The organism is Paenibacillus tundrae, assembly GCF_030812775.1.
Classification (GTDB): domain Bacteria; phylum Bacillota; class Bacilli; order Paenibacillales; family Paenibacillaceae; genus Paenibacillus; species Paenibacillus tundrae_A.
Window position 1 is genome coordinate 65,025 of the sequence record NZ_JAUSTI010000020.1, and the last position, 17,316, is coordinate 82,340.

The 17,316-nt window shown below is 44.0% G+C and carries 18 protein-coding genes; 4 read left to right on the forward strand and 14 right to left on the reverse strand.

What is annotated here, in order from left to right:
- The first annotated feature begins 177 nt into the window (after nucleotides 1-177).
- Nucleotides 178-1,053 (forward strand): hypothetical protein, encoded by an 876-nt coding sequence (locus tag J2T19_RS24535; RefSeq protein ID WP_307220575.1) that lies wholly within the window; start codon nucleotides 178-180, stop codon nucleotides 1,051-1,053.
- A gap of 127 nt (nucleotides 1,054-1,180) precedes the next feature.
- Here J2T19_RS24535 and J2T19_RS24540 read toward each other — a convergent pair whose 3' ends face one another.
- The 13 genes from J2T19_RS24540 to J2T19_RS24600 form a co-directional block, all read right to left on the reverse strand.
- On the reverse strand, nucleotides 1,181-1,609 hold the full coding sequence (locus J2T19_RS24540) for a VOC family protein (RefSeq protein WP_307220578.1): 429 nt from the start codon (nucleotides 1,607-1,609) through the stop codon (nucleotides 1,181-1,183).
- A gap of 194 nt (nucleotides 1,610-1,803) precedes the next feature.
- Nucleotides 1,804-2,367: a hypothetical protein gene (locus J2T19_RS24545; RefSeq protein ID WP_307220581.1), complete on the reverse strand. Its 564-nt coding sequence runs from the start codon at nucleotides 2,365-2,367 to the stop codon at nucleotides 1,804-1,806.
- A 108-nt stretch (nucleotides 2,368-2,475) separates the two neighbouring features.
- Nucleotides 2,476-2,703, reverse strand: coding sequence for a DNA-binding protein (locus tag J2T19_RS24550; protein ID WP_307220584.1), 228 nt, complete (start codon nucleotides 2,701-2,703; stop codon nucleotides 2,476-2,478).
- 195 nt (nucleotides 2,704-2,898) lie between these two features.
- Entirely contained in the window at nucleotides 2,899-3,093 is a 195-nt protein-coding gene (locus tag J2T19_RS24555) for a hypothetical protein (protein WP_307220587.1), read from the reverse strand.
- Between the two features lie 20 nt (nucleotides 3,094-3,113).
- Nucleotides 3,114-5,900: a glycoside hydrolase family 3 C-terminal domain-containing protein gene (locus J2T19_RS24560; RefSeq protein ID WP_307220590.1), complete on the reverse strand. Its 2,787-nt coding sequence runs from the start codon at nucleotides 5,898-5,900 to the stop codon at nucleotides 3,114-3,116.
- 149 nt (nucleotides 5,901-6,049) lie between these two features.
- Nucleotides 6,050-7,138, reverse strand: coding sequence for a low temperature requirement protein A (locus J2T19_RS24565; protein ID WP_307220635.1), 1,089 nt, complete (start codon nucleotides 7,136-7,138; stop codon nucleotides 6,050-6,052).
- A 142-nt stretch (nucleotides 7,139-7,280) separates the two neighbouring features.
- Nucleotides 7,281-8,255: a ring-cleaving dioxygenase gene (locus J2T19_RS24570; RefSeq protein WP_307220593.1), complete on the reverse strand. Its 975-nt coding sequence runs from the start codon at nucleotides 8,253-8,255 to the stop codon at nucleotides 7,281-7,283.
- A gap of 84 nt (nucleotides 8,256-8,339) precedes the next feature.
- Nucleotides 8,340-8,570: a DUF896 domain-containing protein gene (locus J2T19_RS24575; RefSeq protein WP_370874951.1), complete on the reverse strand. Its 231-nt coding sequence runs from the start codon at nucleotides 8,568-8,570 to the stop codon at nucleotides 8,340-8,342.
- Between the two features lie 419 nt (nucleotides 8,571-8,989).
- Complete coding sequence (locus tag J2T19_RS24580) at nucleotides 8,990-10,012, reverse strand: SPFH domain-containing protein (protein ID WP_307220595.1); 1,023 nt, start codon at nucleotides 10,010-10,012, stop codon at nucleotides 8,990-8,992.
- Between the two features lie 85 nt (nucleotides 10,013-10,097).
- A complete protein-coding gene (locus tag J2T19_RS24585; RefSeq protein WP_307220598.1) occupies nucleotides 10,098-10,991 on the reverse strand; it encodes a TPM domain-containing protein in 894 nt (297 codons plus the stop codon).
- Nucleotides 10,988-12,019, reverse strand: a complete 1,032-nt coding sequence (locus J2T19_RS24590; RefSeq protein WP_307220602.1) for a TFIIB-type zinc ribbon-containing protein — start codon at nucleotides 12,017-12,019, stop codon at nucleotides 10,988-10,990. Before J2T19_RS24590 ends, J2T19_RS24585 begins: the two co-directional genes overlap by 4 nt.
- Nucleotides 12,020-12,259: 240 nt before the next feature.
- The gene (locus tag J2T19_RS24595; protein WP_307220605.1) at nucleotides 12,260-12,964 is read right to left on the reverse strand and encodes a PspA/IM30 family protein; all 705 of its coding nucleotides are present in this window, start codon (nucleotides 12,962-12,964) and stop codon (nucleotides 12,260-12,262) included.
- Nucleotides 12,965-13,191: 227 nt separating this feature from the next.
- Entirely contained in the window at nucleotides 13,192-13,410 is a 219-nt protein-coding gene (locus J2T19_RS24600) for a hypothetical protein (protein WP_307220607.1), read from the reverse strand.
- Nucleotides 13,411-13,651: 241 nt separating this feature from the next.
- Between J2T19_RS24600 and J2T19_RS24605 the strand changes: the two genes are divergently transcribed.
- From J2T19_RS24605 to J2T19_RS24615, 3 genes are all read left to right on the forward strand, one after another.
- Entirely contained in the window at nucleotides 13,652-14,218 is a 567-nt protein-coding gene (locus tag J2T19_RS24605) for a TetR/AcrR family transcriptional regulator (protein WP_307220609.1), read from the forward strand.
- 119 nt (nucleotides 14,219-14,337) lie between these two features.
- On the forward strand, nucleotides 14,338-15,459 hold the full coding sequence (locus J2T19_RS24610) for an ABC transporter permease (RefSeq protein WP_307220610.1): 1,122 nt from the start codon (nucleotides 14,338-14,340) through the stop codon (nucleotides 15,457-15,459).
- Between the two features lies 1 nt (nucleotide 15,460).
- Nucleotides 15,461-16,144: an ABC transporter ATP-binding protein gene (locus J2T19_RS24615; RefSeq protein WP_307220612.1), complete on the forward strand. Its 684-nt coding sequence runs from the start codon at nucleotides 15,461-15,463 to the stop codon at nucleotides 16,142-16,144.
- 121 nt (nucleotides 16,145-16,265) lie between these two features.
- Here the strand turns inward: J2T19_RS24615 and J2T19_RS24620 are convergent, their stop codons facing one another.
- On the reverse strand, nucleotides 16,266-17,207 hold the full coding sequence (locus J2T19_RS24620) for an AraC family transcriptional regulator (protein ID WP_307220614.1): 942 nt from the start codon (nucleotides 17,205-17,207) through the stop codon (nucleotides 16,266-16,268).
- Nucleotides 17,208-17,316: the final 109 nt, after the last annotated feature.

The following is a 17,316-nucleotide window of genomic DNA, read 5'->3' on the forward strand; positions in this document are numbered from 1 at the left end:
GGGGTACACGGCTTGCTAATCGATTGTACGTTCAACGTGTCTCGCTTAGAAAAATTATACCATAGGCACTCCTTGCGAACGCACGGATATGTTTATGTCACGGTACACTTTTGTGATACACTGATTGTAATTTGGAAACGATGAACATAGAGAACCAGCGAAAGGCGGAAATGCATTATGGCATATGCTTTTATGATTGAACCACAACAGTATACAGCGCTGGAAAGCGAAGATGAACTCATTGAAAAATGTCAGGAGTGGGGGCTACTTTCAGGTAAAGCAACCAAGCTCAAAACGTTCTATTATAAAGGAAACGGGCTCAATCTGCCCTGCACCATCCTGGGTTATGTAGATCATATGGCTGCGGTCATTCAACTGGATAATGATCAAAAGCACTGCATTCATCCTTCGTATCTGAAGGAAATGCAAGCATCTAGCTACAGTGCTAGAGGTTTGACAGGAGCTGGGACTGTTAAGGTGAGCGATTCAACCACAGCTACGACTACCACAGCGACTTCAAAGAACGAGTCTATTGTGAACGATGAACAACACCAGGAGGCATCTTCACCCCCAACGGTAACGATCCCTTCCGAATACCCTGATATGGATTACAACGATGATGAGGATCACCACGTTTCGGGACTCGTCGGCGATCCGGATGGATTAGTCGAGGAGTATGTTGGCCCCCAAAACAGTACTACTGCGGATGCTAAACCGAAAGCGAAAACCGCAAGTAAATCAAAAGCGATTAAGATTGATCTGCCAGACGGCAAAGTAAAGATGTCTGCTGTTGTTAAAGAATTCACGACTGTTCCGAATCACTTCTCGGATAATGACGATGAAGTTATTATTTATGAAGCGGTGGCCATTACTGAGCCTGAACTGATTGAAATTGGCGAAGCCTGGTCTAGCCACAGTGCCACAATGAAGAAGCAGGAGCTTGAAGTGGGGGACATTCTTTCTTTTGAAGCCAAAATCATTAAGAAGAAGCTCACTCGCAATCCGGTTCCTTACAAAATCAACAACCCATCCAAGATTCAAAAGGAAGGCTAGTTCATCACAGGCTTCTTAGCTACTTGTGCAGTATACCCTCTTCTCTTGTATTGAAATACAACCAAAAAAACCTCAGGACAGTCTTACTGATGTCCATGAGGTTTTCTTCATATATAATGCTATGAAACTACGCGTTATTCGGCGTACAGCTAATTTGGAACTGAACACCAAACTTATCAGTCACCGATCCGTAAGCTGGGCTCCAAAAGGTCTCTTGAATCGGCATTTTCACTTCTCCGCCAACTTCCAACTTGTTGAAAATGCTTGTTGCCTCATCGGCCGTGTCTGTGTTCACTGTAACGGTAATATGGTTGCCAATGGTGTGTTCCATGCCCGGGAACGTATCAGATAGCATTAATACAGAGCCACCAATCTGCAAGGAGGCATGCATAATACGGTCTTTGGCTTCAGGTGGAATCGGATGATCTGGACTAGACGGTCCTTCACCAAATGTCTGGATTGCCAACACCTCTGCGTTAAACACATCTTTGTAGAACTCTACTGCTTCACGTCCATTACCATCTGTTACTAGATACACATTCAAGCTGATTGCCATGCAATATTCATCTCCTTGGACTATAAATTCGTCTCATGCTACGGCCTTGCGCCAAGAGTATAAATGACAGGTTGTCCCTTTGACAAGCAAGGATCTAGCTCCAATGGTTTTCGACATTCTTCTCCGTATTTGAACAATAGCTACCCTGAGGTAGGATTGTCCTACAGTACTGATTTTATCCCTTGATCACGACGTTATCCCCTATTCAGTCGGACACGGACGTAATGGATGATCGTAAGAATAACCCCTGGCACGAGTGCGGCAAAACTAGCATAGATCAGGCACCACTTCACCATCGTAAATATCGGTGTCAGTTCTGCAATGACTGGTGTCCGGAGCGGATAACGATACATCGTGATCGAAGCCCCTATATTTTCTAACATATCACAAGCCCAGCCACCCAGTGGAATCAGATTTAATTTGCGCCAATGACTCGCAGCTGGGAGCACCCGGTAGAGTGCTGATATTAGAACCACCAATAAAAAGAGATAGGCTAACGGCCAGATGAGGTCAAACGTAAACCTTGCATAGATATAGGCACTGCGCCCTGCCTCTCCATAGCTTTCTGCCATCTGATAAAGATCATCCGCAGTATACCAAAAGGACGAATCTGGAGATTCGCCTCCTCCGGTGGCCTCTTTGGACTCCGCAGCTTGCCATGGCAAAATGAATGCGATAAAGCAAGCAAACAGCACAATCGCAGACACAACCCACTTCCAATTCACCCGATCATATAACCAGCTGGATAAGGTATTCATGCTGATCCCCCTCTCTATACAGGTTTAGACAACATAGCTAATAATAAAAAAATAACCACTTTCCGAAATACAAATCGGTTAAATGGCTGATGTCATACTCTTATGCAATTAACGTTTATTAACGATATCATCGATCTCGCTCTTCAATAAGAGGTATCTGTGTACACTCCTCATAATCGGAACCTTGGTCAATTTATTTTTATCCACGTACAGCTTCATCTGGTCTTTCGACAAACCTAATGCGTTGCCCGCTTCGGCAACAGTAAGTACAGCCGTTGGATTCGTTGCATTAAACGTTTTCTTCACTTTTTGGTTCCAGTCTTCAAATACCTGCATAGATCAGTTACCTCTCCCATCCATAGCCAGTACTTTTCCAGGCTGAATAGTTCAATTATAGCACATTTGTGATATCCGTCACTTCATCATCGCCATATCCCGCGTAACCATCCGAATTTTCCTTAACAATGATGTAAAAAGACACCCTCGCGGGTGCCTTCTTCTCTAATGCTCCTGATTTTCAGAGCTACAGATTTATTTACGATTACGGCGAGCCTTAGTCAAACGATTAAACATGATCAGTGCGGCAATGATCATGGCAATAATGGCAAGGTTACTCGCTGCTTCATGCGACATACCGAACACTAAACCTAGGTTTGTAACCAGGCTTCTCGTAATCAGCGCCACCGCAATCAGCAGTAGTGGACTCCAAAAATTGTACCTTTTCATTCCTTGCAACACTCCTGACCTTACAATGGTTTAAACTCGATCCAGTCGATCTGCAAGCCTGGTTTAGTAAAGTCTAACTTCAATTCGTACACGCCGGCTGCAAGCTCTACTTTGACAAGCTTCTGTCTGATCCATTTTCCTTCCGTACCATTCGTTTGGATCGTTGTCATCAATTGGTCGTTTAACAGCACATTACAAGCACTTTGAGCAAGCTCAGGCTCTGGAGACATGATCTGTACGATGATTCGATATTGTCCTGCTTGGACTACCTTCATATATACAGATTCGTTCACAGCAGGTTTCACTTGTGTATTCTCAGCAAGCACTTGAGCCTGTTGGGTTGAAAAAGATTCATTCGCTTGGAATGAAGCAATGGTCTCCAAAATCTCATGTTTTCGAGAGAAGACTGGCGCATTCATAATGAATGTACAGATGTTCATAGCAGAGCGCTGTAGCTCGCCGCGGGTTAAGGTTCCATTTTCCAAAGATTCAATGGTGTTGTCATCCCAGCCGTTGATCTCTGCCCCATAGTTAGGAACAACCATGTACAGATCATTCTGAGCGCGGATCATCCAGTTGGTGTATTTCCGGTCGGCTTCTCCACCTTCAACGACATCATTCATGATCGCCCACCAGTCGGTCATCACGATTCCCTGGAAGTCCCATTCTCCGCGAAGAACGGTTGTGTTCAGATCATAATTAGAAGCTGCCCAGTGACCGTTAATCGGGTTGTAGGAAGTCATGATCGAATTCGCACCGCCTTGTTTCACAGCGATCTCGAAGCCTTTCAGATAAATCTCGCGGAGTGCACGTTCAGATACTACGGCATCCACTTTACTCCGGTGCTTCTCTTGGTTATTACATGCAAAATGCTTCAACGTAGCGTTAGAACCGCCCTTCATGATGCCTTTCGTACATGCCGCAGCAAATACACCTGAGATCAGCGGATCTTCTGAGAAGTACTCAAAGTTGCGTCCATTCAATGGACTGCGGCGGATATTTAATCCAGGTCCCAGCAATGTGTCCACTTGATTTCTCAAGAGCTCCTGCCCTTCCAACACATACAGTTCTTCGACAAGCTCTGTATTCCATGTAGCTGCTAACAGTGTCCCGATGGAAACCTGCGTTGCCTTCTCTCCACTATCCATACGAATACCGGATGGGCCATCCGCCGTACACGCCACTGGAATGCCGTAATTGAACAGACTGTCGCTAACCCCACCAAATGCAGAAGCTGTACCGGAAGTAACGAGTGGACTACTCATTCCTTCACCTCTAATAATGGCAGCCAGGTCTTGATCACTTAACTGAGCAATAAAGGCTTCTAGGCTCACTTGGCCATCCTTTACATCTCTCAGCTTGTAACCCTGATTCCCTGTTTGCTCCAAGGCTTGCGGCAGCTTCTGCTGAATTCGGTCAGCCATGGAAACTTGGCGTTTCGGTACCGCTGTGTACACCAGTTCGTATGAACCGTCATCCTTGCGTGTACCTGGCTTCATACGTGTAAAATCTTCTGTCGGCGCCATAACTTCTTGAAGCTGCTCCACAACCTGAAGCGACTCGATCACATAGCCTTCTTGACCGTCGATAAGAATGTGTTCTACTTGTTTGACACTTGTCCCCACATGCAAGCGATACGTGCCTTCTTCTAATACATAAGCAGACGCGTGACCTGTTACACCCTCATCATCGTAAGATGCCATGGTGTGAACCGGGAAGCTGATTCTCAGGCGCTCCGATGCTCCAGGCTGAAGCAGTTTGGTTTTCCCAAATGCAGCTAATGATTTTAGAGGTTGGCCTAGCTTGCCTTGCGGTGCTTCGTAGTACACCTGAATAACTTCTTTGCCTGCATACGTATTTCCTGTATTGGTTACGTTTACATTCACCTCGATGAAGGATTCTCCTTCTCTGGAGACACATTTGGCCTCTTCAAATTCGGTTGCAAATGTGGTGTACGATAACCCATAACCAAATTCAAATTGAACTTTTTCAGGTCGAAACGTTTCGAAATAACGATAGCCTACGTAAATATCTTCTTGGTATAGGTTCTTGAACTCATTCCCGTAGTTACTCGTTGAAGGATAATCATCAATGGAATACGCAATCGTATCGGTTAATTTACCACTTGGCGTAACGTCTCCTGCCAATACATCAGCAATGGCATTACCACCTTCCATACCCCCATGCCATGAGTAGATGACCGATTGAATGGGATGCACATAGCTCTCGTTATCCAGCCAGCTCATATCAATGATGTTAGACACGTTTAGCACCACAATCGTCTGTTCAAAATGATTCGTCACCTGCTTCAGCATGGCTTGCTCATCTTCTGTCAACTGATAGCTTCCGGGTGCGTCTGCGTTATCCTGATCTTCACCTGCTGTACGTCCGATGACAACAATGGCTTTGGTCGATTTGCTTCTCGCCTGTGCTACCAATTCGTCAGTTAGAGGCATTTCCTTCTGATTCCATGGCTCTGCCGCCCATACTTTGCCACCATCATCGAATGGATTTTCTTCAATCCACTTCTCATATACCGAAGCAAGTTCCTCATTCACGGTTAGATTGGTTTTGTTGCGTAATCCATCTAACAAGTTCGTTGTATATGCTACATGTACGCTTCCGCCTGAGCCTGTACCGCTGCGATAGTAATTAACCTGGATTCGACCAAAAACTGAAACGTTTTCGTTATGCTGAAGTGGAAGAAGATTCCCGTCGTTTCTTAACAATACCGTACCTTCTGCCGCAACTGTGCGACTAAAGTCTGCAAACCCTTCCAACGGAACGCCGATTAAATTTGTGCTCAAATGGTTTCCCTCCTGTGTGTCTGAGTAGTTTCACTTGGATCTAGTCTCATATTAACAGATTCCCTATAAGAAAATAAATGAGGATATTCATAGGAAGACGAAAAACCCCACAACTTCTGAAGTTGCGGGGTTAAATATGCGCTATTTATTCATGTTGTCATTTTGGCATAGACGAGAAAGAACGCCATGTTCTCTCCTACAATTGCATAATTCGGCACACGATAGATTAGGTCTACGATGATAAAGGTTCCAATGACGCCAAGCATAATCGCCAAATGATACGGTCTCAGTCGCATATGTGTATATCTGTAACGGTGAAACACCAGTGAAGTGGACATAAAGTACAACAGCACTGATCCAAACACAAAGCCCAGCATGAACAAATAATTGAGTTTATTCAGATACAACAGTTGAATCGAAGCTGCAATCATGCTCATAGAAATATAGATGAACAAGTGTCCATATATAATGGCTTGACCAGCCGTCTGTATTTCTTTGCTGACCTTCTTCTCGACGTTATCAAAGTACTGCCACCACAGTGCAATAACAAATACAGATGTAAATGCGATGAACAGCACTGACTTCAGATCCCAGTGATCCAATTGTAGGACAGCAATGATACTAACTACCGATTCACCCAGCAGAATGAGTGTAAACAACGCGAACCGTTCCAATAAATGATGCGTATGGATCGGCACCTTTACCAGTTTTTTGCGTCCAATCAGTGGAAGAATAATATCTACCGCAATCCCAGCATACAAAATCACGTATCTAAGCCATGAATCGAAGAACAGCGAACTAGTCGAGATTAATATACCGATGAGAAAACATTGACCTAGGAAACGAGCGGCTTGTTGTTGTTGCTCACTCTTAGACTTATGGATTGTGAAATATTGAATCATCGTGAAGACCCTAGAACCGATATAACCCACGAAGAAGGACAGATAATGCTGGTCAAAATCAACCGAGAGACTCGCTGTCATCACCATAACAGACAGGAGCTGTAGGATGAGAAATACACGATGGATGAAGATATCCTGGCCATACCGATTGATAAATAAGGTCTGACCCACCCATGCCCACCAGACTGGAATGAAAATCAATACAAACTTCATCAGATATTCAAATGTAATCACTCCATGTTCGGCATGTAATAACACATGACTCGCTTTGGCCACCGCAGCTACAAAAAGTAGATCGTAGAACAGCTCTAGCCAGGTAACCTTCTTCTCCATGATCATCCTTCATACTCCTTCGTTCAATTTCATCTCGTTGCACATTGCTATCTAGAATGAACTTAATATATTTACACTGACCACTCCAATGACAGAACAACATTCTACACCGCGTGCAATTTCTGCACGCGGTGCCTTGCTGTAATTAAACGGTCGTTTCCATTGGGTTGGCTGTACGTGCCGGTTCCAACGTACGAACTTGGATCGGTTGCAGATTGTCTTCAATCTGTGTGCGGTATTTCTCGAACCATTCCGGCAGCATCAGTTTGTGTCCCAGCGTTTCTACAGGCTCATCTTTCGCAAATCCAGGTGGATCTGTAGCAATCTCGAACAGGATGCCTCCGGCTTCTCTGAAATAAATGGCGTTAAAGTACTGACGATCCCGCACCGGGGTTGGTTGATAGCCATATTGATACACAGCCTCACCCCACTGTTGATGCTCCTGATCATCTTTGGCACGCCATGCGATATGGTGAACCGTACCGGCTCCACCTACGCCAAGCGGCATACGAGCCACAGGCACATCAATTACATTGCCAATGTCACCAAAAGACTGATAACGTACATACTCCTGATCTTCACCAACTTTGGTGAATCCAAGAATTTTATCTAGCGCATCCATTGTTCTTGCCGGATTGACGCTGAATAATACGGCACCTCCAAATCCTTTAATGGCTTGGTCGGTTGTGATTCCTTCATGCGACCAAGTGCTGTTAGCACCTTCTTGACGCTCAACCAGTTCAAGCCGCAGGCCTTCGCTATCTTCGAATTGAAGGAATTGTTCGTTGAAACGGCTTGTTCTCGTTACCTGAATATTATAACTTTCTAAACGATCCTGCCAGAAGTCCATAGACCCAGGAGGAATGACATAAGAGGTAATCCCAACTTGACCACCGCCAATTTTACCTTTTGGAGATCCGGCTGCTGGGAAGAACGTGATGATCGTTCCTGGGCTTCCGCCTTCGTCACCGAAGTACAGATGGTATACGTCAGGAGCATCGAAGTTAACTGTTTTTTTCACCAAACGAAGTCCGAGAATACCTGCATAGAAGTCAACGTTAGCCTGTGGATCTCCTGCAAAAGCTGTAATGTGGTGGATACCTGCAGTTTGAAGTGTCATAATAAATTCCTCCTTAGGGAATGGTTGATTGTAATGTTGTTTTTATATTTTGTCTTAATATTAAGATATTAGTTTAAAAATAAATCAGTCTTCCTTTTGGTCTGCTTGTTCCTGTTTCAATTTGTCTGGAGTAACATCGTCGCCATTCGGATCATAGATGGTTGTGTTCAGCAGAATGTCGTTAATCGACCCCCGAAACGTTTGCAAATATTCTTGGCGCAGACGGGTCCGCTCTGCTTGCTCCATCTCGTTTAATCCTTCTTCTTTTGCTTTTCTTGAAAGTTCATTGATGCGATCTAATGTAGGAATAATCATCTTGATCTCTCCTTATATGTTTTGTATTCAACTAAAGAATGTTTATACTTGCCACTCCGATGCCAGAATAACCCTCCGATCGCTGTTATCCCCCGATTTTTTTGATCCCCTTTTTATAAAGGTAAATCCGGGGATAAGCTTATGCTTTCGATGTAGCTTTCTTATAGAAAGCTTTCAGGCGAGCGCTTCGCTTCTCCATGTTATTTCTGTCCTCTTCGTTTTCGTATAAAAAGATTAGTTGAATTTATTGATTATGCATAAGATTTATTTTTAAATTAAATATCTTAAGTTAAAGATATATGATTTTGTTTTGGTTGTCAACACTTTATTTAAAAGTTAAAACATCGCCTTGCGTTATAAAAAAAGGCTAACTGCACAGTACCAAGTACTCATGAGTTAGCCCGATCTTCCTTATTCCTTTAGCCAAGCTTATGCCCGCAGTTCGGACAGAAGTTAGCTCCTTCATTTTTGGCACCACAGTTTGGGCAGAAGTTAGGCTTCTTGCCTTCCGAGGAAGCGGAACCAGAGTTATCACCTTGATTTTGGCTCTGACCCTGATTGTTCTGATTCTGGTTTTGGCCTGAGTTCTGATTCTGATTCTGATTCATGTTCTTCATCATTTCATTCGCCATGTTCATGCCCATCATCATACCTGCCATATCCGAAGCCGCGCCGCCGCCTTGCACCTTACCTGAGGAGATGCCGTCGGTCATGCTCACCTGTTGGTACTTTTGCAGATTGCCGATCATCTCATGTGAAGCCGTCTTTGTAATCATATCCTGAATTTCTTGCGGATAGTTGAAGCTCATCACTTGGAAACCGGTAATGCCAATCCCGATATCCATCATCTGCATATCCAGATCTTCCTGAATCCCTTTGGCTATATCTGTTGCATTCGCCTGCAGGTTGAACATATCTTTTCCTTCACGGCTAATCCACTTCATCAGCAACTGATCGAGCACAGAGGTAATTCGAATTTTGACATCATCGACCAAGTAGCTTTGCTTAATGCCTGCAATCTTATCAATTAGCGTGACGTAGTCACTTACTTTGAAGTTAAATGTACCGTTCGCACGAATCGGCATCCCTCCCGGAAGCTGCGGTGTCGGAATTAATACCGGACTCTGGGTTCCCCATCTCACCGTAAATTCCTTCGTATTCACAAACAACACTTCAACGCGCATACCACTGTTGAAACCAAACTTGAAGCCTTTCAGCGTCGACAGAAACGGAATAATCTCGGAATCAATGTTGAATGAGCCTTCATCCTCAAAGATCCCTTCCACTTTGCCGTTATTCAGGAAAATCGCGTCCTGACCCGCACGAATAATCAGCTTACTACCTTTCTTGATCTCCCGATTGCTCCACTTCCAAAAAATCATATCATCTCTGAACTCTTCCCATTCCACTACATTCGAAAATTGATTTCTGAAAAAACTCATACTCAATCCCGTCCCTTCTATAGTACGCATGCTGCATCAACTCACGAGCACCAAGTCCTACGCTATATTGTAGTGATTGGCTAAATTAGAATGATCGGCTGCTACCACTATGGGAATGTCCCCCGCGTGTGGTACCACCGCCGCCTCCGCCTCCACCATTATTGTTATTTCTCTCGATCTTGGTTTTGGTTACTGTTGTTCGAATATACCGATCTCCGCGATCTACCACACTGGAAGCGCCCGAATCCTCATACGTTGCACGATTGACGGTTACGCGTCCGCCCGAATTATATGCCATAATGCCTACCACGATCCCACCAATAACCACAGAGACCGCGAGCTGAAACCATGTATTGAACAAAATATTTTCAGGGTTCGCGTTTGAACCTCCACTAGGATAGTTCCCTGAACTCGTTCCTGAGTTTGAGCCGGAATTCGAGCCTGGATACGTAGACCCTGTACCTGAATCTTCATCCAGTGGTTTGTCACCTAGATACTCATACGCCATCGTAAGATACTTCTCAAAGGCTTGGCTGTAGTTACCGTCGGATAGGTAAGGAGCAATCTGAGCCGTAATCTCTTCAGCTCTGCTATTGGTAACGTAGTCTTCCCCTTTGTAGAAACCACCCACATACACCGTACGATTGTACATATCCAAAGTCAAAATAACCGCGTTACCATGGGGTTTATCATAACCAGGTGCCTGCTCATCATAGTAGTTCTCTGTGAACAATTCATCCGTGATCTGCTCCTCATTATTCGTCGTAATAACGATGAGGTCTGTCTCACGCTCCGCACTGTACTTATTGGCCAGGGCATTTAACTCCTCAACTTCTTGCGAGCTTAGCAAGCCCGCTTCATCAAGAATCAATTCTTTCGTTGCCGCTGCCGCGCTTTGCGCTGGAATCCACGGAGATACTACACACATTACAATGAAAATAAAGGCCGTCATTAACGTAATGTACGTTCCCTTTTTCATAGGAAGCCACCTCCCATCATCCATGCCACAACCTTAATGGAGAGAAATGATACGGCCGACACGCCCGCGAACCATCCCGCAACTTTTGCTTTGCTGATGGGAGGTCTACCCACGACCTTACCTGTCTGACCATTCATGGCAAACGTGTATTCCGTGCGATTAAAGTCATAGTACACCATCCATACGGGGAGCAAGACGTAATCTGCATTTTTCAGTGTGGTATCAATCTGTTTATCCGTATAACTCACACTGGTGTACCCTGACACGGTAGATGCGATGTAAGATTCGATATAAGGTCGCGTTTTTTCCTTAGCTCGGGGATAGAGCTCTTCATCGGTATAGCTATATTTTTCCGCAATATAACCCGCCAGATACGGCGTTTTGAAATCCTTCAACTGGTTGTAGGGAAAAGGCTCCAGCTTATCCATCAGTTTATCATCCATTTTCTTGGATGCGTCAATGGGTAGGTTCACATAGTTCAGCCGAATTTTCCGGTATATCTCATAATGCTGGGTTTCGGTATAGTGATAATCACCCTGTGTATAGCTTCTCACCTTGGTGGCACGACCATGAACTTCAATTCTGTTATGTAACTCATATAACCAGAAGGGCACGTAGATCCCGGTTATTTCTTTAATTCGATCAGCCGTCATGAAGCCACTTGGCGTAAGCAGGCCGTTTTTGCACCACTTTTTGAATGCTTCCTTCGCAGTCTCCTTCGTAATAGCAAAAGGGATCACCATCGCTGGAGCTAGCTCTCCGCTCAATCGGTCACTTAAGACAACCGCAGCTCCGCAGAAGCTACAGGTCGTTGCACTCGTATCAGCATCTGTCACAAGGTCAGCCCCGCAACTGGTACAGTGGTATGACTTGATTTCGTTCTCCTTAAACACCTGTTTCTTGAGTGGGTCTGGAATCTGCTCAATATTGTCCTGTCGCCCACAACTAGGGCAAGATAACATTCCTGTGTTCCCATCAAAGTTCATCCCACTACCACAGTTCGGACATCTGTATTCAATAACCGGCATCTGCTCACCTCAATGTCTTAAAAATGTATTCGTTACATCTATATAGGTTCAACTATAAAATGTTTACACTTGCCACTACGATGACAGAATAGCCCTCCGATCGCTGTTATCCCCAGATTTTTTTGATTCCCTTCTCTAAAGGGAAAAATCCGGTGATAAAGGCGAGCGCTCCGCTTCTTCATCCTATTTCTGTCCTCTCCGTTCTCGTGTAAAAAAGTTTAGTCGAAACTATAGATAGATTCACTTATCGTTCAATTGCTGTTGGATGACTGCAAGTTCTTCCTCTGCCGTTGGCACCTTCTTCTCTTCATTACCCGTTTCGGCATTCATGTCCTTCTCCAATTGGGCAATCAATTCATCCAAGTCATCTTCCTGTGCACCTGCCCGAAGCTCCGCCAGTGCCTCTGCTTCATTCAGCGCTTGGTTAGCCTTGTCTTCCATTGCACGGAGTGCATCGTTTGCTCTACCCGCCGATGCATTCTGCTCATTAGCCTGTTGTTTGGCCTTGACATCTGCCATTTTACTTTTCAACTCAGTATATCTGGCTTCCATCGTTGCCATATCCGTAATCAGTTTATCCTGCATATGCTTCATTACTTTGGCTTTGGCAGCAGCTCGATCATAGGCAGCTTGTAATTCGTTGTGCTTCTCGGCCTGCTTCGCCTTTTTCTGCAGGAATTGGAGTGCCTTATCCTCATCTCCAGATTCTGCGGATTTCTCGGCATATCGCTGAAGCTTACGTAGTTCCGTACTCGATTCATCCAAAGCCCGCTTCGCTCTGCTCTCATCCGAGAGTATAGCGGTTGTCTCCGCTTTTACCTGCCCTAGATCACGGCTCAAGCTACGCATAATCTCATTCACCGTTCTCTCCGGATCTTCGGATCGGCTTAACAAGCTATTCATATTTGCCTTCATCACGTCCCTAAACCTCGACAAGATTCCCATAATTTGTTCCTCCTCCGATAAGTTCATATGTAACTATAATACATGAATATGAGGTTTGAGGTTTCACATTTCACGATTGCAAGTGGAGTGACTCCGATCCACATCCGTACGATAACAACGTAATATAAGAAAAGACGAGCACGTATAGTGTCGCCTTATATTCTTGTATAAACACACAAAAAATCAAGTGTTCATCCTTTTCTCACACTCCACAAATCCTTAACGAACTACAGTTCAACCGGAAGGCACTCCACCGCTGTGAAAAAGACATCTAATAGCTCAACACTGTATACTGTGCGAACGTATTCGGTTATGAATGCCACATCCTCTTCCCTCTGATACTCCAGACATGGACGGCCCTCACTCCACAGCACCCTGCACGGGAACTTTCCAACAATATCTTTAATAATGTAATCCGATTCAGCCACTTTATGAATATCTCCCATATGAACTCTCCTTGCTTCTTCACACGTATCGTGTGCAATTTTCCATTCATTTTGAGATACATGACGGTTCGGTTCAGTGCACTTCATCACATTCGACTCTTAAAGAGTTGTATTATGCCTATTGAACATATGCTAAACTGATCACAATAAGCAAGAGTATCACAGCACTCCTTAACATTTACAATACTCATCGATCACCTAAAATCAACATATATTCTAATGATTAGAAGGAAGAGATTTAATGGGAAGAAAACAATCATTTACTGAGACAGAGCTACTGGACACAACGAAAAAATTAATACTTGAGCATGGCTACGACGGTTTTCATCTCAAGCTGCTCTCACAGCATCTGTCTGGAGCCCGGAGCACGATATATCAATATTATGCGAATAAAGAAGAGATCGTCGCAGCTTGTATGAAGCGATCAATTGCAACCGTATTAGAAAAATCATTAGCCATTGATGAGACTGATCCAATGAAAGCTCTGGAGCAGTTGCTCCTCATTTATGCAGAGGAATCCACACTTCATCAACTTCTGGGGGACTCCAGTAAAATTAATGCGAATAATTCTTCGGCAGCAGCAAGAGATCTCAAATTTATTGAAGAGGCACATATGACTCTCAAAATTCAGTTATCACGCTTGTTTGAAGCCGCTCAACAGGATAATTTACTGCGGAAGGATATTCCTCTACCTGTACTTATTGGGGTGTTTTTCAACTTGATTAACACGCCTAATATGCTGAATATCCCTACGCCTGATTGGGGGAAGCTGTTATTTCAAATGTGGATTGGAGGAGCCAAGAGCTAACTTTGTTCTTGGATTAAATTTGACACAAGTGTCATTTATATCGTTTAATGATATAGACCCCGCGGCAATGCATCAAATATGACACATGTGTCAAAAAAAGAGAGGGAGTTGAACAAAGCATGTTTTTAGCTATGAAGGAATTAATGCATAGTAAAATGAAATTTTTGATGATTATCATCATTTTCGTACTAATCGCTTGGTTGGTATTCATTTTATCCGGTCTGGGGAATGGCTTATCTACGCTAGCTGCGTCCACATTTAAGACTATGAAATCTGATTATGTCGTCTTTGAAGAAGGGTCTCAGTCTTCAATGAGCAAATCGCTACTGTCAGATCAGTTAGTGGCGGAGGTGGAACAACTACCTAATGTGGATGCTGCCGCACCCATGGGAACGACTATGTCGACAGCTCTGAAGGAAAAAAGTACGAAGAATGAAGATAAGTTGGATATCGCGATTATAGGAATTAATCCAGGAAGCTTCTTAGAACCACATATTGTAGAAGGTGAAAGCCTGTCTTCCAAGAATCCTACAGGTGTCGTGGTGAATTCGACTATGAAGGATGAGGGCTATAACCTTGGTGATACTTTTCAATTAGATGGAACGACTGAATCATTGACCATTATTGGATTTGTGGAGAATCAGACGTATAACCACGTTGCCTCCGTATTTACACCAATGACTGAATGGCGGAAGATAGCCTTCGCGGCTCCAGGTTCTGATAAAGGAATTGCCGGACCGGTTAATGCGATAATGTTACAAGGCAAGGATATTGATCCAACCGTAATTAACAGCAAGCTATCAAGTACGGATACGGTTACCCGAGCAGCAGCCGTTCAAGGTATGCCAGGGTACAAAGAAGAAAACGGTACTATTTTAATGATGCTTGCATTTCTACTCGCCATCTCCGCATTTGTGCTTGGTGTATTCTTTTACGTAATTACGATGCAAAAGACCAATCAGTTCGGCATTATGAAAGCTATAGGCGCGAGTAACCGATTTTTGGGCAAAGCCATTATCACGCAAGTGTTTGTACTTTCACTGACTAGCATTGTTGTTGGAATCTTACTGACTTATGGAACAGCAGCCATCATGCCAAAAGGGATGCCGTTCAAGCTGGAGACAAGTCTTGTTGTCACGTATTCTGTTATTTTGTTAATTATCGCTATGTTGAGTTCGCTGGTGTCCGTTCGCTCAATCACAAAAGTTGATCCACTCAAGGCGCTCGGGAGGGTTGAATAATATGATTAAAGGATTGCAAATGAATGAAGTCACAATGTATTATGCCGAAGGAAGCAATCGCATCACGGCACTCGATCATGTATCCATATCAGTAGAACCGGGTGAGTTTGTCGCCGTAGTTGGACCGTCTGGTTCTGGTAAAAGTACGTTCTTATCCATTGCTGGAGCGCTGCTAAAAGCCTCCGAAGGAAATGTTAGACTGAATGGAAATAATATCTCTACTCAAACTGAGAAAGAGCTATCTAATATAAGGTTGCAAGAAATTGGATTTATTATGCAATCATCAAATTTAGTTCCCTATTTAAATGTTCTTGATCAATTGCTAATCGTAAAGAGGATGTCGGGAAAGATAAAAAGGGAAGATCGGGAGTTTGCCACTAAGCTGCTGAATGAGCTGGGTCTGGGGTCGAAATTAAAAAGCTTTCCGGATAAGCTTTCAGGCGGTGAGAAGCAACGGACAGCAATAGCTCGAGCTTTAATGAATAACCCGAACATCATTTTGGCAGATGAGCCAACCGCAAGCTTAGATACTAAACGAGCTCATGAAGTGGTCAGTCTAATCGCACAAGAAGTTAAGTCGCGCCAAAAAGCAGCCATTATGGTTACCCATGATGAGCGCATGCTTGAATATTGCGATAAAGTATACCGGATGAGTGATGGGGGATTATCGCTAGCTGAATCTTAAATATATGGATCCGACACTCCACCATTGCTCTTCTCTATTCTTCTTTTATAAAAAGCTTCTATCCAGAAAAGTAACAAGTTACGTCGTATTTTAGGTCTGCCCATCACGCCCCTCGCCTCTCTCACTCTAGGGATCCAAGAGGCTCGGGTCTCTCACCCACAAGAATCACGTCACGCTCGCTCTGTGAATGTCTTCTTCGGCGATATGCACTTGGTGACATTCCGTTCTGCTTGTTGAAGATGCGATTGAACTGGGAGAAGCTTGTGAATCCACACTGTGCAGCAATATCTGTAATTTTCTCACTCGAATTCAGCAGCATTTGCTGGACATTGCGAATACGGGTCATCTGCACATACTCCGTGAAGGTGAAGCCGGTAACCTTATTGAATTGGCGAGACAAGTGATGGGCACTTACATAAAAGCGCCTGGATACTTCATCCAAAGATAAATCCTGCTGATAATGACTGTGAATATAAGATGCAATGGCATACACGCGTCGGGACATCAATGATCCTGTCTCTTCACGCACATATCCATTCTCTGCCGAGTACCGATGAATTGCACACAAAAACTCAACAAATCGATGATGAATCACAACAGACTGAAGCACTGAGGGCTGCTTATATATGGAAAAAATTTCGTTAATGGGCGCAAGGACTTCCTTGCGCTGTTCTTCTGTAAATCGGAATATCGGGATGGGTTCATCAAAAATTGAAAACAGTTCGTTGTAATCGCTCTCAATACCAAGTGCATTGCGTGGCATGGCAAAGGTGATCATCAATCGTTTCGGCGGGATTCCCTTCGGATATTGTGTCTTGTGCAGTAAGGAAGGTCGCAGCAGAACGATATCATAAGGTTGAATCTCATACAAACTGCCTTCAATGATGTGCGCAGCCGTGCGATCTAGAAGAATACAGATTTCATAGAAATCATGGAAATGCTGAAACTCCATATTCAGATCATGGGATCGTTCGTCGTAATCCAAGTGATAGAACAATGCATCTCCAGGCTGGTTAACATGGATTGCATATCCCTGCTCGTATGCCAAAACGGATGGTCTCATGGACATGCCCCCTATCCCGAGTTTGTTGAATTTATTTTAGCATGAAATGCAATAAAAAACGTTGTTTTCAGCATACAATACATAGTTTCCCCCATTTCTCTTTTGGTAT